The organism is Caballeronia sp. J97 (assembly GCF_905220305.1).
Taxonomy (GTDB): Bacteria; Pseudomonadota; Gammaproteobacteria; order Burkholderiales; family Burkholderiaceae; genus Caballeronia.
Map to the genome: position 1 here is coordinate 93,284 of NZ_CAJMZL010000008.1, position 24,480 is coordinate 117,763.

At 64.8% G+C, this 24,480-nt stretch carries 21 protein-coding genes; 6 read left to right on the forward strand and 15 right to left on the reverse strand.

Annotation, left to right across the window (positions count from 1 at the left end; genetic code table 11):
* Positions 1-5: 5 nt before the first annotated feature.
* The 4 genes from U4Y90_RS13540 to U4Y90_RS13555 form a co-directional block, all read right to left on the reverse strand.
* Positions 6-782: an enoyl-CoA hydratase-related protein gene (locus U4Y90_RS13540; RefSeq protein ID WP_321795071.1), complete on the reverse strand. Its 777-nt coding sequence runs from the start codon at positions 780-782 to the stop codon at positions 6-8.
* Positions 779-2,020, reverse strand: a complete 1,242-nt coding sequence (locus U4Y90_RS13545; protein WP_321795072.1) for a CoA transferase — start codon at positions 2,018-2,020, stop codon at positions 779-781. The genes U4Y90_RS13540 and U4Y90_RS13545 overlap by 4 nt, the downstream gene beginning before the upstream one ends.
* A 138-nt stretch (positions 2,021-2,158) precedes the next feature.
* Positions 2,159-3,043 (reverse strand): LysR substrate-binding domain-containing protein, encoded by an 885-nt coding sequence (locus U4Y90_RS13550; RefSeq protein WP_321795073.1) that lies wholly within the window; start codon positions 3,041-3,043, stop codon positions 2,159-2,161.
* A 202-nt stretch (positions 3,044-3,245) separates the two neighbouring features.
* A complete protein-coding gene (locus U4Y90_RS13555; RefSeq protein ID WP_321795074.1) occupies positions 3,246-4,019 on the reverse strand; it encodes an SDR family oxidoreductase in 774 nt (257 codons plus the stop codon).
* A 219-nt stretch (positions 4,020-4,238) separates the two neighbouring features.
* Here U4Y90_RS13555 and gcvA point away from each other — a divergent pair, with 219 nt between their 5' ends.
* Entirely contained in the window at positions 4,239-5,192 is a 954-nt protein-coding gene (gene gcvA, locus U4Y90_RS13560; RefSeq protein WP_321795075.1) for a transcriptional regulator GcvA, read from the forward strand.
* Between the two features lie 225 nt (positions 5,193-5,417).
* Here the strand turns inward: gcvA and U4Y90_RS13565 are convergent, their stop codons facing one another.
* Genes U4Y90_RS13565 through U4Y90_RS13595 form a run of 7 tightly spaced genes read right to left on the reverse strand, consistent with a single transcriptional unit; the run spans position 5,418 to position 13,212 of the window.
* Positions 5,418-6,284: an alpha/beta fold hydrolase gene (locus tag U4Y90_RS13565; RefSeq protein ID WP_321795076.1), complete on the reverse strand. Its 867-nt coding sequence runs from the start codon at positions 6,282-6,284 to the stop codon at positions 5,418-5,420.
* 14 nt (positions 6,285-6,298) lie between these two features.
* Complete coding sequence (gene mhpT / locus U4Y90_RS13570) at positions 6,299-7,552, reverse strand: 3-(3-hydroxy-phenyl)propionate transporter MhpT (protein ID WP_321795077.1); 1,254 nt, start codon at positions 7,550-7,552, stop codon at positions 6,299-6,301.
* A gap of 58 nt (positions 7,553-7,610) precedes the next feature.
* Complete coding sequence (gene dmpG / locus U4Y90_RS13575; RefSeq protein WP_321795243.1) at positions 7,611-8,633, reverse strand: 4-hydroxy-2-oxovalerate aldolase; 1,023 nt, start codon at positions 8,631-8,633, stop codon at positions 7,611-7,613.
* Between the two features lie 15 nt (positions 8,634-8,648).
* Complete coding sequence (locus U4Y90_RS13580; protein WP_321795078.1) at positions 8,649-9,596, reverse strand: acetaldehyde dehydrogenase (acetylating); 948 nt, start codon at positions 9,594-9,596, stop codon at positions 8,649-8,651.
* Between the two features lie 17 nt (positions 9,597-9,613).
* Positions 9,614-10,402, reverse strand: coding sequence for a 2-keto-4-pentenoate hydratase (gene mhpD / locus U4Y90_RS13585; protein WP_321795080.1), 789 nt, complete (start codon positions 10,400-10,402; stop codon positions 9,614-9,616).
* A gap of 4 nt (positions 10,403-10,406) precedes the next feature.
* Positions 10,407-11,360 (reverse strand): 3-carboxyethylcatechol 2,3-dioxygenase, encoded by a 954-nt coding sequence (locus tag U4Y90_RS13590; RefSeq protein WP_321795082.1) that lies wholly within the window; start codon positions 11,358-11,360, stop codon positions 10,407-10,409.
* 1 nt (position 11,361) lies between these two features.
* Entirely contained in the window at positions 11,362-13,212 is a 1,851-nt protein-coding gene (locus U4Y90_RS13595; RefSeq protein ID WP_321795084.1) for a bifunctional 3-(3-hydroxy-phenyl)propionate/3-hydroxycinnamic acid hydroxylase, read from the reverse strand.
* A gap of 172 nt (positions 13,213-13,384) precedes the next feature.
* Between U4Y90_RS13595 and U4Y90_RS13600 the strand changes: the two genes are divergently transcribed.
* Entirely contained in the window at positions 13,385-14,197 is an 813-nt protein-coding gene (locus U4Y90_RS13600) for a DNA-binding transcriptional regulator (protein ID WP_321795086.1), read from the forward strand.
* Positions 14,198-14,534: 337 nt separating this feature from the next.
* Here U4Y90_RS13600 and U4Y90_RS13605 read toward each other — a convergent pair whose 3' ends face one another.
* A complete protein-coding gene (locus U4Y90_RS13605) occupies positions 14,535-15,200 on the reverse strand; it encodes a transcriptional regulator (RefSeq protein WP_321795087.1) in 666 nt (221 codons plus the stop codon).
* A 31-nt stretch (positions 15,201-15,231) separates the two neighbouring features.
* A complete protein-coding gene (locus U4Y90_RS13610) occupies positions 15,232-16,233 on the reverse strand; it encodes an ornithine cyclodeaminase family protein (RefSeq protein ID WP_321795088.1) in 1,002 nt (333 codons plus the stop codon).
* A 182-nt stretch (positions 16,234-16,415) separates the two neighbouring features.
* On the opposite strand from U4Y90_RS13610, the gene U4Y90_RS13615 reads away from it, so the two are divergent.
* The 3 genes from U4Y90_RS13615 (at position 16,416) to U4Y90_RS13625 (ending at position 18,930) form a co-directional block, all read left to right on the forward strand.
* Positions 16,416-17,198, forward strand: a complete 783-nt coding sequence (locus tag U4Y90_RS13615) for an ABC transporter substrate-binding protein (RefSeq protein WP_321795090.1) — start codon at positions 16,416-16,418, stop codon at positions 17,196-17,198.
* 34 nt (positions 17,199-17,232) lie between these two features.
* A complete protein-coding gene (locus tag U4Y90_RS13620) occupies positions 17,233-18,474 on the forward strand; it encodes an FAD-dependent oxidoreductase (RefSeq protein WP_321795092.1) in 1,242 nt (413 codons plus the stop codon).
* Between the two features lie 192 nt (positions 18,475-18,666).
* Positions 18,667-18,930 carry a hypothetical protein gene (locus U4Y90_RS13625; RefSeq protein WP_321795094.1) on the forward strand — a complete coding sequence of 88 codons (264 nt, stop codon included), beginning with the start codon at positions 18,667-18,669 and terminating at the stop codon, positions 18,928-18,930.
* Between the two features lie 5 nt (positions 18,931-18,935).
* Here the strand turns inward: U4Y90_RS13625 and U4Y90_RS13630 are convergent, their stop codons facing one another.
* Together U4Y90_RS13630 and U4Y90_RS13635 are read right to left on the reverse strand one after the other, a co-directional pair.
* The gene (locus U4Y90_RS13630) at positions 18,936-22,094 is read right to left on the reverse strand and encodes a CHAT domain-containing protein (RefSeq protein WP_321795096.1); all 3,159 of its coding nucleotides are present in this window, start codon (positions 22,092-22,094) and stop codon (positions 18,936-18,938) included.
* Positions 22,095-22,478: 384 nt separating this feature from the next.
* Positions 22,479-23,363 (reverse strand): LysR family transcriptional regulator, encoded by an 885-nt coding sequence (locus U4Y90_RS13635; RefSeq protein ID WP_321795097.1) that lies wholly within the window; start codon positions 23,361-23,363, stop codon positions 22,479-22,481.
* A 125-nt stretch (positions 23,364-23,488) separates the two neighbouring features.
* On the opposite strand from U4Y90_RS13635, the gene argC reads away from it, so the two are divergent.
* Entirely contained in the window at positions 23,489-24,418 is a 930-nt protein-coding gene (gene argC, locus U4Y90_RS13640; RefSeq protein WP_321795099.1) for an N-acetyl-gamma-glutamyl-phosphate reductase, read from the forward strand.
* Positions 24,419-24,480: the final 62 nt, after the last annotated feature.

The window sequence follows — 24,480 nt, forward strand, 5'->3', positions numbered from 1 at the left end:
GATGCCTACCTGTTTTGAAATGCGGCCTGACGGCGTTCGAAAAACGCGGCCATGCCTTCTTTCTGATCGGCAAGCGAAAAGCCCGCATGAAATAGCCTTCGCTCGAACAACAGACCTTCCGACAGCGACGACTCGAACGCGCGATTGACGGCTTCCTTGATCGCGACGATCACCGGCAACGAATGACGCGCGATCTGTTCTCCGATGCGCATCGCTTCGTCGATCAATCGCTCCCGGGGGACGACCATCGACACGAGTCCGTAAGCCAGTGCCTCGCTTGCGCTGAGCGGCTCGCCGGTCAGACACGCGAGCATCGCAGTCGATTTGCCGACCGCGCGTGGCAAACGCTGCGTGCCGCCCGCGCCCGGCACGATGCCGAGCTTGATCTCGGGCTGGCCGAAAAGCGCGTCGTCGGCGGCGATGACGATGTCGCACATCATCGCCAGTTCGCAGCCGCCGCCGAGCGCATAGCCGCCTACCGCCGCGATGAGCGGCTTGCGCACCGTGCGGATGCGGTCCCAGTTGCGGCCGATGTAGTCATCCGAGAAGGCGCTCGCATAATCGAGCTTCGACATCGCGACGATGTCCGCGCCGGCGGCGAAGGCCTTGTCGGACCCTGTCAGAACGGTCGCGTGAACCTGCGAGTCGGCTTCGCTGCGCAACAGGACGTCGATGAGCTGATCCATCAACGCGTCGGTCAGCGGATTGAGCGGGTTGTCCGATGCGAGACGCACGAGCGCGACCTTCCCGCGTCGTTCTGTCCGGATCATCTCGGCGCTCATGCGGTCACCTTGCGGTCTTCGTCGCAGGACTCGCGCGGTGTGCGCCCTACGCGGATCGCGCCCGCGTTCAGCAGTCCCGCGATCTCGCTTTCAGCGAAGCCGTATCGCTTCAGCATCTGCAGCGTGTGCTGACCCGTCAGCGGCGCGGGCAAGTCCGGCGCGCTCGGCCGGTCGGACGGACCGAGCGCGAAGCCGTGCGCGCGCATGGCGCCCGCGACCGGATGATCGATCGTCTGCGCCAGTCCGCATTCGGCGTACTCCGCCGATTCGATGACATCGCCGTAAGTTGCGACGGGCGCGCAGAGAATGTCCCGGGCCGTGAGCCGTTCCATCCACTCCGTAGTCGTGCGTTCGACGAAGCGCGCCGCGAGCATGTGATGCAGTGTCGCGCGATGGCGCACGCGATCGTCGTTCGTGGCGAATCGCGGATCCGCTTCGAGTGCAGGCGTTGCGAGCACCTCACATAATGCGTGCCATCGTTCCGGATGGTAGGCGACGACCATCATCCAGCCGTCCTGCGTCGGGAACGCTTCGTTCGGGCACGCATAAGGCGCGGCGCTGCCGGTCTTGTCCGGCTCGCGCCCGGACGCGAAGAACGCAGCGAAGCCGATCTGCTGCATCATTAGCATCGCGTTGTAGAGACTCACGTCGAGATGCTGCCCGCCGCCGCCCGCGCGGATCTGATGCAGCGCGCCGAGAATCGCGATCGACGCGAGATAGCCGCCCATCATGTCCGCGACGGGGATAGGGACTTTCAGCGGCTCGGCGCTCGTCGTGCCGAGCGTGCTCATCAGACCGCTGACAGCCTGGATCACGCCATCGACGCCAGGCCGCGTGCGATTTGCGCCCGTCTGACCGAACGCGGAGATCGAGCAGTAGACGAGCCGCGGATTCAGTTGCCGCACGGCCTCGAAGTCGAGTCCCATCGATGCCATCACGCCCGGCCGGAAGTTTTCGACCAGCACGTCCGCCTCGCGCAGCATGCGGCGAACGGCCTCGCGCCCTGCGTCGGTCTTCAAATCGATCGCGACGCTGTACTTGTTGCGGTTGACGCTGATGAAGGCCGGGCTTTCCCCGCTTATCCACGGCGGCCCGATGCGCCGCCCGATCTCGCCGCCGGGCGGCTCGATCTTGACGACGTGCGCGCCGAGATCGGCGAGCGTCATCGAGCAGACCGGTCCGGCAAGGACATGCGAGAAATCGATCACCCGCACGCCGTTCAGGCTGTCTCTTGGCATTTGTGATTGTCCTGTCTGGAGACTCGCCACCGCGACGAATCATGCCGACGAGAATAGGGACTCACCGGCCTTCCGGACAATCGACAATTTAGAAACGAACCTTTGACTTTTTGTTAAAGGGTCGGCAGCTCGCAAGCATTATTCGTTGAGCAACGAGAGCAGCCATCGGCGGAAAATCTTCAGTGCATCGGATTGTGGACGCTCCGCTGGCCACGCGAAGTAGTAGGTGTGATGCCCGCGATCGAGCTCGAATGAAAACGGCGTGACGAGCAGACCGCTTTCCAGTTCGCCGCGCACCAGCGCCTTCTGCGCGATCGCGACGCCGTGCCCTTCTATTGCCGCCTGGTAAGCGAGCAGCGACGTTTCGTAGCGCATCTCCCGGCGGCGTCCGTTCAATGGAAGGCCCGCCGCCTTCAGCCACAACGTCCAGTCTTCCGGGCGCGCGAGCGTGTGCAAAAGCGTTTCGCCCTGCAACTGCGAGCGTGCCTTGACCTGTCTGGATGGCGCGGCGACAGGCACCAACTCGTTCGCGATCAGACGTTGCACGCGCAGGCCGGGCCACTTGCCGTCGCCTAGCTGGATGCCGGCGTCGATGTCCTCACGCGCAAAATTCAGCGGAGCCGGGGATGTCGTGAGTTGCACGTCGATATTTTCGTGCAACCGATGAAAGCTCGCGAGACGCGGAATCAGCCAGCGCACCGCGAACGTCGCGGGCGAGCGGATCTTGAGCACGCGCACACGCCGCTCGGACGAACGCAGGCTGTCGGTGGCTGCGCGCAGCGATGCGAACAGCGGCATCAGTTCGGCCAGATACCGCGCGCCCGCCGACGTCAACTCCAGCCGCCCTTTCACGCGCTCGAACAGATCGACGCCCAGGTAGGCTTCGAGCGTGCGCACCTGTCGGCTGACGGCGGCGGGCGTCACGGCCAGCTCGTCAGCGGCCTTGGAAATGCTCAGCAGTCGTCCGGTCGCCTCGAACGCCCGGGTCGGATTCAATGGGGGAAGCAGCGTGCGACGTTCCATGGCCTGTCCGTGTGGAAGCATTTCCGGATTGTGGCGCGAAATGCCCGAAGACAGGTTCGGCACGCGGCCACTCGCCGAATAGTGGAACATGGAAGAGCGGTCGCTCCAACTTCGGCCAAGGCTTCTGGGTATCGTGGCCGTTCCGACGGCAGGTACTTAACCAAACCCTGGGTCTGGCGCACGGTGACCGTTATCGCCGCAATCAGTTGCGGCCAGCCATCACGCCGCCATCCACATCCCAGATGGCGCCCGTGACCCAGCTTGCCTTGTCCGAAAGCAGGAACGTGACGACTTCAGCGACATCTCGCGGCGTGCCGACGCGGCCAATGGGATGAAAGCTATTGAAGCCCTGCAAGACGCCGTGCATTTCGGCTTTAGGAATGAAGCCCTCATAGATCGGTGTCTGCACGACTGCCGGCGAAACCGCATTGACGCGGATGCGCTTCGGAGCCAACTCCATCGCCAAGTGCTGGGTCAGCGAGTGAAGGCCCGCCTTGGCCATCGAGTAAGCAGACGACGGCGTGGCCGCGATCGCCTGCTTCGCCCACATTGAGCCGATATTCACGATCGCTCCCGGGCGGTCTTTCGAAACCAGATTGGCAGCGACCTTTTGCGTGATGAAGAAACATGCGCGGTTCAAGTTCATGTACTGGTCGTAGTCCGCGCGCTGGTGTTCCAGGAAGGGCTTCGGGAAAAACACGCCGGCAGCATTGACCAGAAGGTCGATATCCGCATGCTGCTCGTCGATCGCGACGAGCAGCGCTGCGAGTGCGGCGTCGCTCGATAAATCCGCCGTCAGCGCCCGAACCTCGCCCAAAGAAGCCAGTTCCTTGCGCGCCTCTTCCGTCTTCTCAGGGCGATTGCCGACGATCACCACGCTACCGCCCTCGGCGAGAACCATCTGCGCCGTCTGCAGACCCATGCCGCTGGTACCGCCGACGACCATCAGCTTCCTGTCTTTGAAGTGATTGCTCATTACGAAACCTTCCATGTAGTGGATGCTGACCCAGCTCCTTGCCGGGACACCTCCGTTTAAAAGAAAAACTATCTATCACCTCGGCAAGCTTCTCGTGGACAGATTGCTCATGCCCGACATTGCAGGAAGCACAGCCTTGTCAGATGTAATTCTTGGTCAATTTACTTTGGCGAGCAAACGAGATATTGTGTTTCGTACTAAAACAAAATCTTTGTCGCGATGGAAGTTCCCGCTCATCTGAATGCGCTGCGAGCGTTCGAAGCCAGCGCCCGCCATCAGAGTTTTTCCGCTGCTGCTATCGAACTGCATGTCACGCCCGCTGCCGTGGGTCAGCTTGTGCGCACCCTGGAGGAATGGCTCGGCGCGCCACTTTTTCACCGCAGCGCCAGCGGACGGGTCCGGCTCATGCCGACCGAAGCCGCGGAGCGCGCATTACCCGATATCCGGGCGGGCTTCGACAGGCTCGCGCTTGGCTTCGAGCGACTCAAGGAGGGCTCCGTCAACGGCGTGCTCACGGTGACAGTGAGTCCGGCGTTTGCGGCCAAATGGCTGCTGCCACGCATCGAACGCTTTCAGACGGCATGGCCCGACACCGACGTACGGCTGGACACCAATCTCAAGCCCGTCGACTTCGTGGCCCAAGGCGTCGATATCGGTGTGCGATACGGCCTCGGCAGTTGGCCTGGACTGATTTCGCAAAAGCTGATGGACGAAGAGGTCTATCCCGTGTGCACGCCCGAGCTGCTGCGCGAACATCAAGGCATGCGAAACCCGGCCGACCTCCGCCGCGTGACCCTGATCCACGATCTGTCGATGGACGGTCATACCGGCTTTCCGACCTGGGACAAGTGGCTCGGAAAGGCGGGAGTCACTGATGCATCGACCGGCCGCGGCTTGAAAATCAACAACTCCGCGGCCGTGTTGCAGGCAGCCATCGAGGGACATGGTGTCGCGCTCGCTCGCAGCGTGATGGCGCACGACGACCTGGCGGCTGGGCGATTGGTCCGCTTGTTCCGGGACGTCGCGTTCACGTCGCCATTGGCCTACTACGTTGTCTTTCGCGGCGAGTGTTCCGGTTTGCCGAAGCTGACGGCTTTCCGCGACTGGCTACTGGAAGAAGCAGCGACATCGAGCCATCAGCCGATCGCTCAGACGTCTGCTGATGGAAGCTAGACGGACGGTTGTGCGCCCAGACACCGAACCGGCGACTGACCGCTTGTGGCCGGTTGCCGATATCGCAGTCCGTGCCACCCGACTGTGCCGCAGACTGTGGCGGTCGACCCGTCTGTGCCGTGCGATGTCGACGGCCGCGCCCGAGCGGGAGCCGGCCGTCGGAAGGCTTGCTGAAGGCAGACTAACAGCACCCCTACTGCAACCCTGTTCGGCCCGCCCCGCTCCTTATTGCCGCAGGAAGTCCAGCAGCATCTGATTGAATCGCGCTGCATGCTCCCACTGCGCCCAGTGCCCGCAACGCCCGAACACATGCAAATCGGCATTCGGCAAACCCCAGATCAAGCGCAACCCGACATCCATCGGCACGAATCGATCATCACGCCCCCAGATCACGAGCGCCGGCGCCTTGATCTCGTTCAGCCGGTGACCATAGTCCGGAAATTGCTTCGGATTGGCCGCGAGACTCTTCACGAAGTTCTCGAGATGATCGCGCCGCGCGAGCATGTTATCGAGCCGCGTCTGCATCAGCTCTTCCGTCATCGTGCTCGCGTCGTAGACGAAAACGTTGAGCATCTTCTTCAGGTTCTCGAGCGACGGCTCGCGATACAGCGCCTGCAAGAGCTTGATGCCTTCGGTCGGCATCGGCACGAACTGGCTCGGGCCGCCTGTGCCGCCGCCCATCAGCACCAGCTTGCCGACGCGCTCGGGATACGACAGCGCGAACGCCACCGCGCTATGCCCGCCCATCGAGTTGCCGACGAGATGCGCGCGCTCAATGCCGAGCGTATCCAGCACGCCCTTCAGCACGCGCGCGTTGAGGTCGGAGCGCGAGCCCGTGCACACGATCGAATCGCTTTTGCCCCAGCCGGGGAAGTCGACGAGGATCACGCGATAACCCGCGTTCGCGAACGCATCCACGTTGCGATAGAAGTTGGCCCAGCCGCTCGCGCCCGGCCCGGAACCGTGCAGCATCACGAGCGTTTCCTTGCCCGCGCCGGTGTCGTTGTAATGCACGCGCAGTTCGGTGCCGCCTTCCATCACGTTCGCGAACTTGCTGGTTGCGCTGTCGGTATGAGTCACAGTGTCAGTCATGTCGATATCCTTCGTCAGATCGATTCGGTTCCAAGCGTGCGCGCGCCGTCGGCCGACTCGCGCGGAAATTTCGCGACCACCGCGAGCGCGCCGAGCGCCGCGATCACGATGAGCGGGATGCTCGAGATCACGAGCATCGACGCGCTCTGGCCGAGCGCGAGCAACTGCCCGGCGATCAGCGGTCCGACCATCGAGCCCACGCGGCCCACGGCCACCGCCGCGCCGACGCCCGTGCCGCGAACTCGTGTCGGATACGCGCCGCCGGCGAGCGCATACAGCACCGACTGCGCGCCGACGAGAAAGAGGCCCGCCAGCAATCCGCCGCACGCCATCGAGACGCTGCCCGTTGCCGCCGCGAGCGCGAGCAGCGCGGCGCCGATGCCCGCATACATGCCGACGACCACCGGCCGCTTGCCGATGCGATCCATCAGCCCCGCGATCACGATCGCGCCGATGCCGCCGCCGATGTTGAACATCATCTGCACGATGCTCGCCTGCACCGGTGCGAGGCCGCGCGAGAGCACCATCGACGGCAGCCAGTTCATCAGGAAGTACAGCACGATCAGCGTGCCGAGGTAGCTGATCCACAACGCGACGGTGGTGCCCGCACGGCCGTCGCTGAAGAGCGCGCGCGTGATGCCGTCCTTCGTTTCGCGCGTTGCACGCTGGCTCGCCGCGATGAAGTGCGTCGACTCCTTCAGGAAGAGCGCGAGCAGCGGCAAGGTCAGGAGCGGCCCGACTCCGCCGACATAGAAGATATGCCGCCAGCCCTCATCGCCCGGGCTGACGATGCCGATCACCGCCGCGAGCGCCGCGCCGAAGGGCATGCCGCAGTACATCGCGCCCACCGCCGTGCCGCGCTGTCCGGGCGGCGCCGCTTCCGCGCACAGCGCGATCAGGTTCGGCATCGCCGCGCCGAGACCGAGCCCCGTGAGGAAGCGCACGGCGAGCAGGCTTTGCAGATCCCACACCTGAGTCGTTGCGATCGAAAATATCCCGAACAGCGCGACCGACATCATCAGCACGCGCTTGCGGCCGATGCGGTCCGCGAGCCTGCCGCCGATCGCCGCGCCCGGCAACAGCCCGAGCGCGCCGATGCCGAATGCCCAACCGAGCTGTGCGACCGCGAGATGAAACTCGCGCGCCATGCGCGGCGCGGCGACGCCGGTGGATTGCAGGTCGAGCCCTTCGAGCAGCGCGACCGCAAGGCACAGGCCGATGGTGAGCGCGCCGCCAGCACGCGCGGATGAAGCGGTTGACGTTTTCATTGATGTCTCCAGGTTGAACGATGCGGCGCTCTAGATGGCGCTTCGCGTATCGGATGGGTCAGGCGCGCGCTTCGCGCTTCTTCAGATCGAGCGCGACGTCGACGATCATGTCTTCCTGACCGCCCACCATGCGCCGGCGGCCCAGCTCGACGAGAATGTCGACGGCCTTCAGGCCATACTTGTTCGCCGCGATTTCCGAATGCCGCAGGAAGCTCGAATAGACGCCCGCATAACCGAGCGCGAGCGTCTCGCGGTCCACGCGCACCGGCCGGTCCTGCAACGGGCGCACGATATCGTCCGCCGCGTCGAGCAGGCGATACAGGTCCGTGCCGTGTTGCCAGCCCATGCGCTCGGCCGCGGCGATGAACACTTCGAGCGGCGCATTGCCCGCCCCCGCGCCCATGCCCGCGAGGCTCGCATCGATGCGGTCACAGCCCTCTTCCACCGCGACCATCGAGTTCGCGACACCGAGGCTGAGGTTGTGATGCGCGTGCATGCCCGTTTGCGTCGCCGGATCGAGCGTCGCCTTGAGCGCCTTGAAGCGCGCGCGGATGTCATTCATGTTCATCGCGCCGCCCGAATCGACCACATACACGCACGTCGCGCCATAGCGCTCCATCTTCTTCGCTTCGACGGCGAGGTTCTCGGGCGTCGTCATGTGACTCATCATCAGAAAGCCGACGGTGTCCATGCCGAGTTCGCGCGCATACTCGATGTGCTGCTTCGAGATGTCCGCTTCCGTGCAATGCGTGGCGATACGCACGACGCGCGCGCCAGCGTCGTAGGCCGCCTTCAGATCGTGGATCGTGCCGATGCCAGGCAGCAGCAGCGTCGCGATCTTCGCGTGCTTCACTACATCGGCGACCGCCTCGATCCATTCGAGATCGCTGTGCGCGCCGAAGCCGTAATTGAAGCTCGAACCTTGCAGGCCGTCGCCATGCGCGACTTCGATGCTGTCGACCTTCGCTTCATCGAGCGCGCGGGCAATGTCCTGCACGTTCTGAATCGAATACTGATGACGGATCGCGTGCATGCCGTCGCGCAGCGTCACATCGGAGATATAGAGTTTCTTGTCCATGATCGTGTGCTCCTTGTTTCACGCGTTCACGAGCGATGCGGCCATGCGCTCGGCCGTCGCCAGCGCGGCGGAAGTCATGATGTCGAGATTGCCCGCGTAGGCCGGCAGGTAATGCGCCGCGCCTTCCACTTCGACGAAGATCGAGGTCTTGAGCCCGCTGATACGGCCGAGGCCGGGAATGTGCAGCGGCTCATCGGCGGCAATGTCGTCGAACTGCACGGACTGCTTCAGCCGATAGCCGGGCACGTAGGCCTGCACCGCCGCCGCCATCCGTTCGACCGATGCTTCGATCTGCGCGCGGTCCGCCGCTTCGGACAGCACATAGACCGTGTCGCGCATCATGAGCGGCGGTTCGGCCGGATTGAGCACGATGATCGCCTTGCCTTTCGCTGCGCCGCCGACCGCCTCGATCGCCTTCGACGTCGTTTCCGTAAACTCGTCGATGTTGGCGCGCGTGCCCGGTCCCGCCGACTTGCTGCTGATCGACGCGACGATCTCCGCGTAATGCACCTTCGCAACGCGTGACACGGCCGCGACCATCGGGATCGTCGCCTGTCCGCCGCACGTGACCATGTTCACGTTCGGCGCATCGAGATGCGCGTCGAGGTTCACCACCGGCACGCAGTACGGGCCGATCGCGGCGGGCGTCAGATCGATCACGCGAATGCCGGGCTTGAGCGTGCGCAGGAACGCGTCGTTCTTCACGTGCGCGCCGGCGGACGTCGCATCGAACACGAAATCGATCTCGTCGAACACGGGCAGGCGCGCAAGCCCTTCCACGCCTTCATGCGTCGTCGCCACGCCGAGCTTCGCGGCGCGCGCGAGTCCATCCGATGCGGCATCGATGCCGACCATCGCCGCGACTTCGAGATGCCGGCTGCGGCGCATGATCTTGATCATCAGGTCCGTGCCGATGTTGCCGGATCCGATGATCGCGGCCTTGCATTTGGGGTTGTCTGTTGCCATGTGGATGTCTCCGTCTGTCATTCGCTGAAACTGGCGCACACGCTGCCGAGCCCTTCGATGTGCGCGGTATAGGTGCCGGCCGCTTTCACCGCGACCATCGGGCCGAGCGCGCCCGTCAGCACGATGTCGCCCGCGCGCAGCGGCGTGCCGAGCCGGGCCATGCGGTCCGCGAGCCACGCGGCCGCGTTGAGCGGATTGCCGAGGCACGCCGCGCCATTGCCGCGCGACAGGACTTCGCCGCCTTGCGTGAGCGTCATCGCGCAAGCAGTCAGGTCGATATCGCGCAACGGCACCGGCCGGCTGCCGAGCACGAACAGCGCGCTCGACGCGTTGTCCGCGACGGTGTCGAAAAAGCGGATGTCCCAGTCGCGGATGCGGCTGTCGACGACTTCGATCGCGGCCACCGCATACGCCGTCGCGCCGATCAGATCCGCGAAGGTGTGCTTTTCAGCGGTCAGGTCGCGTTCGAGCACGAGCGCGATCTCCGCCTCGACCTTCGGCTGGATCAGTGAGGCGAGCGGCATCGGCTGGCTGTCGCCGTATGCCATCGACGCGAACAGCGCGCCGAAGTCCGGCTGATCGACGCCGAGCTGCTTCTGCACGGCGGGCGACGTCAGGCCGATCTTCCTGCCGACGACGCGCTCGCCGTTCGCGGCGCGCAGGTCGTTGTTGATCTGCTGGATCGCATAGGCGAGCGCGGCGTCGCCTTCGGGACACGACTCGCGCAGCGGCGCGATGGTCTGACGCGTGGACTGCGCTTCACGCAGGCGCGCGGCCATCGACTGAATGTTGTCGTCATTCGGCATGGTGCTATCTCCTGGAAAGAGTCCGTTCGTGCGCGTGCATCGCGCCGAAGCCCGCGATCCATTCGGGAATCGCGCGGTAGTAATCGATCGATGCCGCGTAAGGGCCGCTCGCCGCGAGCGCGCCGAATGCCGCGACCCACGTGCGGATCTCGTGCGCGGACTTGCCCGCGTCGCGCGTGATCGCGTCGTTCGTGAGGCCATCCACGGCGGTGAGTTCGCCGCGTTCGAGCAGTTCGAGAAACGCGCGGTCCCACGCGGGGTTGAGCGGATGCAGGCGGCTGTCGCCCGCCGCGAACGCTTGCGCCGCCGCGATCGTGCGCGACTGCCGTGCATCGCGCGATTCCGGCGATGGGTTGCGCCCCGCGATCAGCCGCTCCGCGACGACAGCGTCCGCGCCCGCGATCTCCGGCACCGGCGGCTCGTGCGATATGCCGCCCGAGCCGATCAGCAACACCCGCCTGTTCGTGCGCGCGACGGCACGGCCGATCGCATCGCCGAGCAATCGGGCGCGGCGGCATGAGGCCATCGGCGGCGCGACCGAATTGATGAAGACGGGCACCACCGGATAGCGGCCGATGCCGCCCGTGAGCACGTCGAGCGCCTGTGCGCAGCCGTGATCCACCTGCATGCGATACGACACGGCGACATCCATATCGCTCGCGAGCGCGGCATCGGCAAGCGCGAGCGCCACATCCTGCGCGACCGGTAACGGACCCGCCGCGCTGTTGAAATCGCCGATGGCCGTCGCGCTCACGCCGATGCAGAACTGCGGCATCACGTCGTAGAAGAAGCCGTTGTAGTGATCCGGCGCGAATACGATCACCAGCTCCGGATCGAACGCCTCGACCCGCTCGCGCGCCGCGCGCTGAATCCGCTCCACTTCCGCGACGACTTCCGGCGCGGGATCGAAATAGCCGTGCAAGGGCGTGTGCGACATGCATTCGAGATGGATCGGCATGTCAGGCTCCCACCATGTCGGCGGCGTGCACGAACGTCTCGTCGTTCGTCGCGGCTGCGTCCGGTGTCATGGCAAGCGCCAGCTTGTGCCCGAGCTGCGCAACGCAATCCGACACGCTTTGCGGCGAGCACATGCCGGCGACGAAGCGGTCCGGCCGCAACAGCACGACCGATTCCGGCACGCGCGCGAACCACTCGCGCAGTCGTGAATCGACATCGCCGATCGCGATCACGTCTTCGGGCACGTCATCGTGAAACGCGAGTTGCGGGTCGGGCTTCACGATCACGAAGCATCCACCGAGCGAAGTCCAGATGCGGCGCGCCTCGGGCGTCAGTCCGAAAGTCGGGTCCGCGCCCCAGCCGACGATAGCGAAGCGGTTGCCGATCGCGTCGTCGAGCCGGACGATGCCGCCATCTGCGAGACGCACGCGCGGCTGGATGAACATGCGGCCCACGGGCGTGCCCGCCTGCGCATCGCGGCCATGCACCACGCGTCCGATCAGCGATTCGCGCTTCTCGCTCATGAGGCCGACGAGGCGTCCGAACGCGCCGTGTCCGCGCTTGGCGATCATGTGGGCCAGCAGGCCGTCGCGACGTTCGCGCCGCGTCATGAGCACGACGCCCTCTTCATAGCGCGGCATCGGCTTGAAGCGCATCTCGACGAAATAGCGCTTCATGGAGGGCAGCACGTTGAAGCTGCGCACGAAGGCGTCGCGCACTTTCGACCCGATGAAGCTCGTCGGCGCGAAGATATCGCCGGCGACTTCGGAAAGGTGAATCATCGAGCGCGCGTGGGCACGCCGTTCCATCGTATAGGTATCGAGCAGCGCGTCCCGCGCCGTGCCTTTCACGACCATCGCGAGCTTCCAGCCGAGATTGCTCGCGTCGCGAATGCCGCTGTTATAGCCCTGCCCCTGCCACACGGGCATGATGTGCGCGGCGTCTCCCGCGAGCAGGATGCGCTTCACGCGGAACGTGCTCGCGAGCCGCGCATTGTGCGTATAGACGCGCTGACGAATGTAATCGACCTTGTCCGGATCGGCGACGACGCCGCGCATCAACTTCGCCATGTTCTCCGGCTTCGAGAGCGCTTGTTCCGTCTCGCCGGGCATCACCATGAATTCGAAACGCCGGATGCCGTGCGGCAGCGCCGCCGACACATAGGGACGCTGCGCGTCGCAATGCAGATAGACATGCGGCGAGCCGATGGGATCGTTGCGCACGTCGATCACGATCCATTGATTCGGCTTCGTGCGGCCTTCGAACGGCACGTCGAGCGTGCGGCGCACGAAGCTGTTGCCGCCATCCGCGCCGACCATGTACGCGGCACGGATCGTCGCCTTGGCGCCTTGTGCGTCGGTGGTTTCGATCGTCACGCCTTGATCGTCCTGCGCGAAGCTGTCGACGCCGTGACCGAGCAGCGTGTGCACATGCTCGAAACGCGCGAGACCGCGATAAAGAATCTGATCGGCGAGCGGCTGGATGAAGGCATTGCGGCGCGGCCAGCCGAACTCGTCGGTGCGCGGCTCGATCGACGCGAAGCACTTGCCGTTCAGCGTGAAACGCATCCAGTGATTGGGCGTCGTGTGCGGGAGCAGTTCGTCGACCAGACCGACCGACTGGAAGACGCGCAATGCTTCATCGTCGAGTCCGATGGCGCGCGGATAGTCGATGATCTGTGCGAGCTTTTCGATCACGACAACGCGCACGCCTTGCAGGCCGAGGATATTCGCGATCATCAACCCGACCGGGCCCGCGCCGATAATGGCGACGTCGGCATCGATCGGACGATGAGTCGTTTCGTGAGGATGAGCGCGGCCGTTGCCGGCCGCCGGTGCAAAGGCGGGGCGCATGCTTGTCTCCTGAATGGGCTTGTCCGATGTGCTGAACGAACGGCGCTGAATCCTTGCGACTCTCGTTCGTTCAATTTGTGAGTGCAGTCTATGGCCGGCGCAGAACGCCCTCAACAAAATCTCCGAAATGTGCATAGAATGCACATTGCTGAATTCAAAGAGTTTTTTGAGCGTGACGACCTATACGAATGTGCGCGGACTGGCGCGCGGCCTTCAGGTGTTGCAAGCGCTGAACGCGATGGAAGGCGGACGGGCGACCAGCCAGCAGATCGCCGATCTGACCGGCCTGCATCGCACGACCGCGCGCCGTTTGCTCGAAACGTTGATGGAGGAAGGGTTCGTTCGCCGGAGCACGTCAGACGACAGTTTTCGCCTGACGCTCGCCGTGCGCTCGCTGAGCGAAGGCTTCACCGATACCGAGCGCATCGCGACCGTCGCGCCGCCGATCATGGGGCAGCTCCTGCAGCGCGTCGCGTGGCCATCCGATCTCACCACGCCCGACGGCGACGCGATGATCATCCGCGAGACGACACATCGCTTCAGCCAGTTGTCGTTTCATCGCGCGATGGTCGGGCGGCGCTTGCCGATCCTGCTGACGGCGGCGGGCCGCGCCTACTTCGCGATGTGCCCCGACGAGGAGCGCGAAGACATTCTCGAATTACTACGCTCCGGCGCGGGCGGCGAAGAGCAGCAGGCACTCGCGAAGAACGATGCGCTCGTGCGCAAGCTGATCCGGCGCGTGCGCGAGGATGGTTTCGGATCGAATCACGGAGACTGGACCGCGCAGGCGAAGATCGGAGCGGTGGCGGTCGCGATTTGCGCCGACGAGCGCGTGCTCGCGAGCCTCAATGTCGTCTTCCTGTCGCGTGCGGTGCGCCTCGCCGATGCTACGCGCCGCTATGTGCCCGAGCTGCAAAAAGCGGCGATAGAAATTGCCGCAGCATTGAAGCAAGAACCAGCAACTCATCTCCATCCATCGGTGTAAGCGAATCCACAGCGGCCATTGATGCGCTTTCGCCGAGACCCGTTGGTGGCTCCCGGATTAGAAGTCACCCCGACGACGGGAACAAGTGAACACCTAATGCCTGCAACTGCCGACTGGAATCCGGCGTAATCGGCCATGTACGCCGCCCCTTGTCAGACGTTCGATACTCGACGATTTGAATGTCTTGAACCGGAGTCGAACGGTCGCGCGAATGACCATGCGCCGAACGCGCTCAAACCGGGGTGTTCGTTTCCATTCCAGCATTGCGCTGCGTAATGTCGTCGGGCATAGGCTCGTTGCGCCAAGTCTAAGGCGCACGGTCCGGCGCACCGGCCGCTCAAGCACCGTCCTTCATCTCGCGCAGATGCTTGTAGACTGTCGCGCGTCCCATGCCGAGCACCTTGGCGACATAGTTCGCCGAGCTCTTGCCTTTGAATGCGCCCTGCGCGTGCAGCGCCTCCACGAGCTCGCGCCGGTGGTCGCGCGTGAGCGAGTTGAGCGCGATTTGCCGCTCGCGCAGCCAGCGATGCAGGAAGGTGTTGATGCGCTCCTGCCAGTCGTCCTTGAAAAGCTCGACGGGTTGCGCGACGACGCCCGCGCCGCGCAGGAAGAGATCGAGCGTCGAGCGCATCTCCTCAAACGCCGCGATGTTGAAGTTGATGCACATCACGCCCGCGGCATTCCCCGCGTCGTCGAAGAGCGCCGTGCTCACGCAGCGCATGCGGCGCCCGTCCCAGTTGAGCTTCTCGTACGGTCCGACGAGGCGCTCGCGCGCCGTCTCCTCGATATCCTCCAGCGCCGAGTCATCGCCGATCTCGCGCTTGGAGAGATTGTTCGACAGATACGCGATGGTCTGGTCGGAGAGATCGTGGATCACCACTTCCGCATAGGGGAAGAAGAGCGTCGTGATGCTGTCCGCGATGTGCGCGTAGCGCGCGAGCAGCGCGTCACGCGCGGCGTCATCGGGCTTCGGCGTCTTGCGTCGTGGCATGGAAATAGGCATGAGTTCGGAACCGCGAAAGGCGATGATACCGCTAGGCCGCCGCGCGCTGCTTCGCGAGATGAACATATAGCGCGTGCGCGACCGCCATGTCCTCGAGACCGAGGCCGATCGAGCGGAAGAACACCGCCCGCTCATGCGAGGGCGCGGGACACGCGCCGCGCGCGAGCTCCGCAAGGTCGCCGCGAATGGCATCGGGAGACCAGCCGTGACGTTCGCGCGCGATCACCATTTCGCCGGCGCTCGCGGGCGTCGTCTGCCGGTAGTCGCAGTAGACCTCGAGCGAGCTCAGTGCGGCCGGGTCGATCTCGTGCGCGCGCGCGACGTTCGTGCTGACGGAGGTAATGAGCGCGGGCTTCGTGAGCGCATCGAGCGCGAGCACCGGCGTGCCCGAGGACGTGCACAGCATCACGACATCCGCGTCGCGCACGCACTCGGCAACCGAGGCGGCGATGCGCACGCGTGCGTCAAGCGCCTCTATCGCGCCCGCGCGCTCGCCGTCGCTCGCGAGGCGCGGCGAATGAATGCGGATCTCCGACCATTCGCGCAACGGCGCGACATGCCGCAGATGCGCGAGCGCGACGCTCCCCGAACCGATGATCGCGAGCCGCTCGCTCGATGCGCGCGCGAGCCGATCGACGGCAAGCGCCGTCGTGCCCGCCGTGCGCTCGGTGGTGAGGAGCGCGGAATCGCACCACATGAGCGGCGCGCCGGTTCGCATCGACATGAGCGCGGTCCACGCGGTGACGATCGGCGCGCCAGGCTGCGCGATATAGGGCGAGAGCTTCGCGCCGAACACTTCGTGCCTCGCGAGCACGCCCAGGTAGGTGATGAAGTCGCCCGCATCGCGCGGAAAAAGCGTGAGCGTCTGCGGCGGCTGCACGGCATCGCTGCCACCGAGCGCGGCGAACATGTCTTCGAGCGCGCCGCGGATATCGAGCGAGGGCAGCGCCTGCCGCACCTCTTCTTCGTGAACGATGAAGGGCGCCTGCGCAGTGCATGCGCCCTCCCGCACTTGTTCGGACAAGGAAATCATTCGAAAGCCTCCGGTTCGTCGCCGTTACGTGACGGCTATGTGCCGCTTCGCTGTGGACATTTTTGTCTATTCTAGACTTTTATTTTATTTTTGGTCTATATTTCGAGTGAGCGCGCGGTGATCTCCGCGCGCCTGGCGCAAGACGGACGGTGCGGGTTCACAAACGACTCTTGGTGACGACAATGAACTGGAAGATGATCTGCTTCGCGGGCGCGGCGAGCCTCGCGTTCACAATTGGCCTGGCGCACGCGGAGTCGCAGACCTTGCGATTCGGCGTCGAGGCATCGTATCCGCCGTTCGAGAGCAAGACGCCGGCGGGCCAGCTCGAGGGCTTCGACATCGACATCGGCAACGCCGTGTGCCAGCGCATCAAGATGAAATGCGTGTGGGTGGAGAACAGCTTCGACGGGCTGATACCGGCGCTGCAGGCGCGCAAGTTCGACGCGATCAATTCGGCGATGAACATCACCGGCAAACGCAGGCAGGTGATCGACTTCACACCGCCCGTTTATGTCATGCCGATCCAGATGGTCGCCAGGCGCGATTCGACCCTGCAGCCGACGCCCGCAAGCCTGAAGGGTAAATCGGTGGGCGTGCTGCAGGGCTCGACCCAGGAGGATTACGTGCGCAAGCACTGGGCGAGCGAGGGTGTGCAGGTCGTGACGTATCAGAGCCAGGACCAGATCTTCGCGGACCTGTCGGCCGGGCGTCTCGACGGCGCCGTGCAGGAAGTGCAGACCGCGATCGACGGTTTCCTCGCGAAGCCCGAGGGCAAGGGCTTCGATTTCGCGGGCGGCGCGCTCACCGATCCTTCCACGCTCGGCGAAGGCACCGGCATCGGCCTGCGCAAGGGCGATGCGGCGCTGAAGGAAAAGGTGGTCGCCGCGCTCGATTCATTGAAGAAAGACGGCACACTGAGCGCTCTGTCGCAAAAGTACTTCAAACGCGACATCATTGCGAAATAGGCACTCCAATCGGCACTTCATCAGGCATCGGAACATGGCTCAGGACGTGATCGTGCTCGGCGCGGGCATCGTGGGAGTGAGCGTTGCGCTGCATCTGCGGCAACGCGGATGGCAGGTGACGCTCGTCGATCGCCGCGCGCCCGGCGAGGCGACGAGCTTCGGCAATGCGGGGCTGATCGAGGCGTCGTCGGTCGTGCCTTATGCGTTTCCGCGCGACTGGGGCACCGTGCTCAGGTTCGCGACGAACCGCTCGACCGCGCTGCGCTACGACATGCGCTCGCTGCCCGCGTATGCGCCGTGGCTCGCGCGGTTCTGGTGGGAGTCGGCGCCGGCGCGTCTCGCCGCGGCCGCGCGCGACATGCTGCCGCTCATCCAGAGAAGCGTGGCCGAGCACGAGGCGCTGATCTCGCGGGCAGGTCTCGCCGATCTCGTGCGGCCCACGGGCTGGCTCGAAGCCTATCGCTCGCGCGAGCAGTTCGAGCGCGAGGCGCGCGCCGCCGAACGAATCGCGCGCGAGCACCGGCTCGGCATGAAGGTGCTCGATGCAGACGCGCTGCATCGGCTGGAGGCGTCGCTCGTTGGCGGATACGCAGGAGCGATCCACTGGACCGACCCGCGCAGCGTGATCGATCCGGGCGCCCTGACGAAGGGCTATGCAGCGCTTTTCGAGCGCGAGGGCGGACGCTTCCTGAGCGGCGACGCCGCGACGCTCGAACCGTCGGGCAGCGGCTGGCGCGTGATGACGGCGAGCGGGCCGGTCGAGGCGCAGGCGGCAGTGGTGGCGCTCGGCGTATGGTCCGGCGACCTCGCGCGCCGGTTCGGATACCGCGTTCCGCTCATGGCCAAGCGCGGGTATCACATGCATTACGAAAGCGATGGACGTGCCGCGCTATCGAGACCCGTGGTCGATATCGAGAGCGGCTATGTGGTGGCGCCGATGCGGCGCGGCCTGCGCCTGACGACCGGCGTCGAGCTCGCCTGCCCTGGCCGGCCGCCGAGCCCCATGCAACTCGAACGCGCGGAGCGGATCGCACGACCGGTGTTCGGCCTCGGGGCGCGGATCGACGAGTCGCCGTGGCTCGGGCTCCGGCCCTGCACGCCGGACATGCGGCCGGTGATCGGGCCGGCGGATCGCCACCCTGGGCTTTGGTTCGCGTTCGGGCACGCGCATCACGGGCTCACGCTCGGTCCGGTGACGGGCAGGCTTGTCGGCGAACTGATGAACGGGGAAGCGGGCTTCACCGATCCAAGGCCCTATCGCGCGGGGAGGTTCTAGCATTTTTATCCGCCCGGAACCGATAGACAAGCAGCCAGGCTTATTGCCGACGGTCGATTCGACCGGCGACCGCTTCCGACCCTGAACAGCCGTTCAGCCCCATCCAACCAGAACGCCCCCTTCCGAGGGGACAACCAGCACTCGCGGGGAGGGTTAGTGCCGACCAAGCACCCGCCATCTCGGTGCAGGCTCATGGAAGGCGCTGCGCCGTCTGCAGAAAGTGTCAGGAACCGCTGGAATCGTCCACCGGCTCCGATCAAGGCGATGCTGACCGAGCGGGACCGAAACTGGAACGTGTGTCGCGCCGCTTCGGTCACGCGGTATCTGTCACGCGCGAACGGCATCGCGCCGGATCGCCTCGTCGCAATCGGCAAAGGTTCGCAGGAGCTCGCGAAAGCGGACGAACCGGCCGCACCGGAAAATCGGCGCGTGACGATCGTACGACCAGGCGAGTGATATCGTCATCCGCCGCTTCCGACGAGCGTGAAAGGCGCCCAGAAGGCCGGATGCCCGTATTCCGACGCGTGCTCGTCCATGAGATGCAGCATCGAGCGGCGCAGCGCTTCGGCGCGCATCAGTTGCGGATTGGCCGCCTGTTCGCGAAACAGCGTAGTCGTGAGCATGCGTGCGGAATTCGACTCGACCGCCCAGTTCGATACAAGCACGCTGCGCGCGCCCGCGTAGAAAAAACCTCGCCCGAGACCGGACACCGCTTCGTTGCTGCTGCCGTCGGGGCTCGCTGTGTTGCACGCCGAGAGCACGACCCAGTCGGCGTTCAGACGCAGCGCGAAGACGTCTTCGAGCTTCAGGAAACCGTCGTCGCCGGGTTCATGCGTCAACGCGGGATTGGCCATGGCGAGCGCGGGCTGATCGAGACCGGCCAGCTCGCCGGCCTTCAATCCATGCGTTGCGAAGGCGACGACGCGATAACGCGAAAGGTCGATGCGCTTCACGTTGGCCTTGCTCGCCCGCGCGCCGAGGAAGACATCCGCCTCCCGATTCGCGCCGAGCGTGCGGGCGATGTCCGTCAGTTCGTCGGCGGTATCGGGTAATGCGGGCAAAAGCGCGAACGATTGTTCGAGAGTCGGCGGCGCGTCCTGATCCGCGCGTTTCACCGGTTCGTCCGATTGCAGCGCCTGCGCGACGACCGGCCCGACGCCATCGTCGGTCGCTGATATCCGCAACTGCCGTACGTTTGGCGCGCGCTCCGCGCCCTTGTTCGCAGCCGTCGAGAAAAGCGGATCGCCGAAGCCGACGAATGGCGCGCGCTCGTCGGTCGCGGCACGCATCGCGCGTTGCGCGACGAAGCTGCTCGTCGACGATTCCTGCACGACGGCGACGCGCCTGACGAGCCACGGCATCGCGGCGTAACCATTGCCGTCGGGCGGGGCGTCGGGCGGGACGGACGCCGTCAGCAGCACCGAGAACGGCAGCGCGCCGAGCGCGCTGTGCGGCACGACGACGAGCGTTCGGGCATCGCGCCAGAGCATCGCATCGGGTGCGAGAAGACGCGCGTACAGATCGTGCGCCGCCGCAACGTCGTAGCGCTTGAGCTTGCCATCGGCAAGATCGAGCGTCTCGCGAAGACGCGCGACCTCGTTCGCGATCTCGTCGCGGGAAATCGGCAGCACGCGCCAGCGGACATCGGTTGGCGTGATGGTCCAGACGTAGGTGTGACGCTCGCCGCAATAGATCGAAATCAGCGCCTCGCCGGGTTTCAGCGCGCGCTGGACATCGCCCGGCGTCGCGGTTCGCGGATCCAGCAGCGACGCGTAACCGGGATACCGGCGCGCGATTTCCTGACGCAGCGCCGTCTGCTCGTTCGACAGCGCGAGCAGTTGCTGACGCAGCGAAGCGATCGGCTGATCCGAGCGCTGCTGGTGATTCAACGCGCCATCGAGAAGCCTCGTCAGCACGCGAATGCGATTGGCGTCGTCCTGTTCGCGCCGCGCGAGTTCCGCGAGTTCGGCATCCGGAAGTTGCGCGCGCGCCGCGCTGAACGCTACGGCCTGCCGCACCGATGAATCCCGCGCGATATCCGCGACTCCGAACGCCTCGGTGGAGCCGTTCGGCCCGTTCGGATCGCCCTGGTTCATGCGTCCGAGCAACTCGAGGTACGCATCGAGGACGAGCCGCAGCCGGTAGAGCTGAACCGCGCCGCGATCGGCGCTGCCCGTGCGGCCGCCGAGTTGCTGAAGCAACACCGGAACCGCCTGCTGAAAAAGCCGAAGCGCGTTGCCGTCGTCGCCGAGCCGCGCCAGCGCGATGCCGAGATAGGCTTGCGTCTGCGCGACTTCCAGCGGCGGCACGAACGGACGGCGCGCCTGGGCATCGAGGATGCCGCGAAGCATGCCGGCCGCCCGGGTCGCCTTGCCCGTCTGCAGCAGCGCCATTGCCCATTCGATATGGCTCACCCCACGATATTCGAGCTGCATCGGATTGCTTTTCAGCCCGTCCGCGCGTGCCCTGAACACGGCCAGCGATTCGTCCCAGCGGCCCTGCATGTTGAGGATCAGCCCGAGCGTGCCGCGGCGGTTGCTGAACGCGGGCGCGTAAGGCGCGATATCCGATTTCGTCAGCGCGGCCAACGCGAGTTGTTCATAGCGCGCGGCTTCGGCAAGCTCGCCTCGGTTCATTTCGATCGTCGCGAGGTTGTCGAGCACGCGGCTGGTGTCGGCCGTCGCGAAGGCGTATGTCGACAAGGTCTTGCGCAGCGCATCGATGGCGTAGTAATCGGCCTCGCCCCACTCGCCCTGCTGCTGAAGCGATTTCGATAACGCGACAATGCGATTGATCACGGCGCTTTCAGCGGCTCGCCTGTCCTTCGAATTGACCGCTTGCGCGCGATACTGCTCCGCCAACGACAGACTCGAACGCCGCAGCTTTTCCGAGGCGGCGAAATTGCCGCGCACTTCCTGCATATACGCGGCGATGGCGTCATATTCGCCCTCCACCATGAGATGCAGGCGCGCCCAGTTGCGCTGCCGTCGGATCTCGGGCAGGGCGTCGTTGGCGCGGTCGAAGGCCTGAACGCCGTCATCGATCATGCCGAGCGTGATGTACAGGCGCATCAGCCACATCTGCGTGTTCGCGTAGCGCCGCACATTGAGCGGCCGCCATTCCGCTGCTGCCGCCTGAGCCGTGTCGATGGCCGCGAGCAGATCGCCGTATTGTTCCTGCGCGCCGGCGAGGTCCGTCTCGACGCGCCATCGATGACACCAGTCGCCGGTATCGTCGAAATCGGATGGCGGATCGGATGCGGCAGGCGCCGGCGACTCCGAAAACTGACGGCGCCGCTGCTTTCCAGTGCCGACACCGCCGAGACCCAGATCATCGCCGGGCGTGGTCAGACTGAACGCCTGTTTCAGATCGGCGATGCTCTGCTCGTAGCGCCCGAGACGCGCCTGCGCGACACCGCGTTTATGCAGCACGACGCAGCGGCGGTGCGCGTCGGCGGAATCCGGCAAGGCGAGTTGGGCTTGCTGTTCGAGCGTGGCCGTTGTGGACGCGTGTTCGGGCTGCGAAACGTCATCGGCAGACGGCGACTCCTGCGCGACACAGACCACGCCGGCGACCGACAGGAGCATCGAAGCAAGAAGTCTTGATGTCTTCGCAGACACGTGACGCCCTCCTCCGCGCAGGTTCGTGCTTGCCTGATATCACGCGCGGAGCAGACGGACCGTGCCCTTGCGTACAGATCTGTACGATTTCGGCAGCCCCAATGCCTTCCCGGCGATGAAGCACGGAATGCGCTGCGGGCTGACAGGCGCGAGTCGATGAATTCACGCCTCGCGCATGAATCGTTCGACGCACCCATACCCGAGACGGCGCTCGCGACCGAGCCTCGATGAACGAGTCCTGCCTGACGGCGAACGCCGGCGCGTCGGCCTTTGCGGACGTTTAGCCACCGATGCTCATCAGGCGGCTTTGCACAGAAGTCAAGGCAACGCCAAGTCGCTCGGAAACCAGACGTTCAGACACGTGCGAGACAAATCTGGAAACACCTACGCCAATCGTAGCTCCCGCAACACTTCAAGCACGTGTTGCGTGGAGCGCTCGACGTGCCCCGCACGATGTGCGATGCCAAGCTGACGCCACAACGCCGGGCGCAGCGGTCGCATGACAATGCGCTCGTCGGGTGGTGGCGCAGTCGCCTCATGAGGTAGCAGCGCGGCGCCATAGCCTGCCGCTACAAGGCTCTTGATCGCGTCGTTGTAGTTCAGCTGAATGCGAGGCGCGGGATGAAGCCCCGCGCTCGCGAACCACTCCACAGTCAGACGGGAAAGGCGCGTGCGCGTGTCATTGAGAATGAGTGGCCGGGCAGCGAGCCATTCGGGTGTAACGCGCGCCGGGCAACGCCAATGCGCCGGCACAAAGGCCATCATTGGGTCGCGCCTCCAAGGCGTTATCACGAGTCCGGCTATGGGCGGCTGAGGCAGTGCGACCAGCCCGACGTCCAGCCTTCCGTCCGCCAGCCTGGACAATGTTTCAGACGAAGTGAGCACGGACACCTGGACGTCGATAGCGGGATGGTGCTGGCGCAACACGTCAAGCGCCTGCGGCAGCAAGTGAGCGATTGCGCCAGTCGAAGCGCCGATCCGCGCGCGCCCTTCAAGCCCCTGCACTTGACGTTGAATATCATCGAGCGCTTGCTCCGCATCAGCAAGCAGTCGACGCGCGCGCTCCACCAGCACCTCTCCTATCGCCGACGGCCTTACCTGTCCGCGCTTCCGCGAAAGGAGCGGTGCCCCGATGCGCTCTTCGAGTTCGGCGATATGAAGGCTGACGGTCGGAGGCGCCAGATTCAGCGCGCGCGCTGCATCGGCAAATGAGCCACGCTCGGTGATCGCAATCAGAGTGCGCAAGCGGTCGAGGCTGATCTCTCGCATATCGGCGTCGTGATTCAGAAAAGCTGAATGTTCAGATTTGGAAAACCAGCTTTTCCTATTTTAGTCGTTGAAAGATCATTAGGGTTCGATCTTTCCCGATTACGACCACCCGGAGTATCCCGCTTATGAGCGCTCCCATTGTTTTCATCGATGGCGACCAAGGCACCACCGGATTGCAAATCCATGAACGTCTGCGCGAGCGGACCGACATCACGCTGTTCACGCTCGCTGCCGCGGACCGCAAAGATGCGCGACGTCGCGCGGAAGCGATCAACGCCTGCGACATCGCCGTTCTCTGTCTGCCTGACGTCGCCGCACGCGAGGCTGTGGAAGCCATCGTTAATCCTGCGGTCAGAGTAATCGACGCAAGTTCGGCCCACCGCGTACAGCCCGGCTGGACGTACGGCTTTCCAGAAATGACGCCGGAACAACCTGAGCACATCGCGAGCGCCCGTCGCTTGACAAACCCTGGCTGTTATCCCACGGGGGCAATTGGCTTGCTGCGTCCGCTTTCGCAGGCTGGACTCATACCAGGCGGCTATCCAATCAGCATTCATGCGGTGTCCGGCTACTCCGGACGCGGGCGCGCCGGCGTGGAAGAATATGAGGGGCCGGAAGCCGCCAGCGCGCCTTCATTCCAAGTCTATGGATTGCCACTCGCGCACAAGCACACGCCGGAAATCCAGACGTACGCTCAACTCGCTCAGCGGCCCATCTTCGTCCCTGCGATAGGTGCGTTTCGTCAGGGCATCGTGGTGACGGTCCCGCTGGAGTTGCGATTGCTCGCACCCAATGTGGACGGCGACACCTTACATGCTTGCCTCGCACGACACTATGCTGAATCGGCTCGCGTACGAGTCATGCCGCAAAGCCAATCGGGCGCCTTGAAGTATCTGGATCCAGAGGCGTTGAACGGTACGAACGACATGCACCTCAACGTTTTTCATAACGAGGAAAACGGTCAAGTCCTTCTGTCCGCTGTTTTCGACAATCTTGGCAAGGGCGCGTCCGGCGCTGCGGTTCAGAATCTGGATTTGATGCTCACGCGGCAATAGCGTTCGGCAGCACCTCCTCGCCGACGATCGTCGCCGATCTCGCGTATCCAGCGAATGTCCGG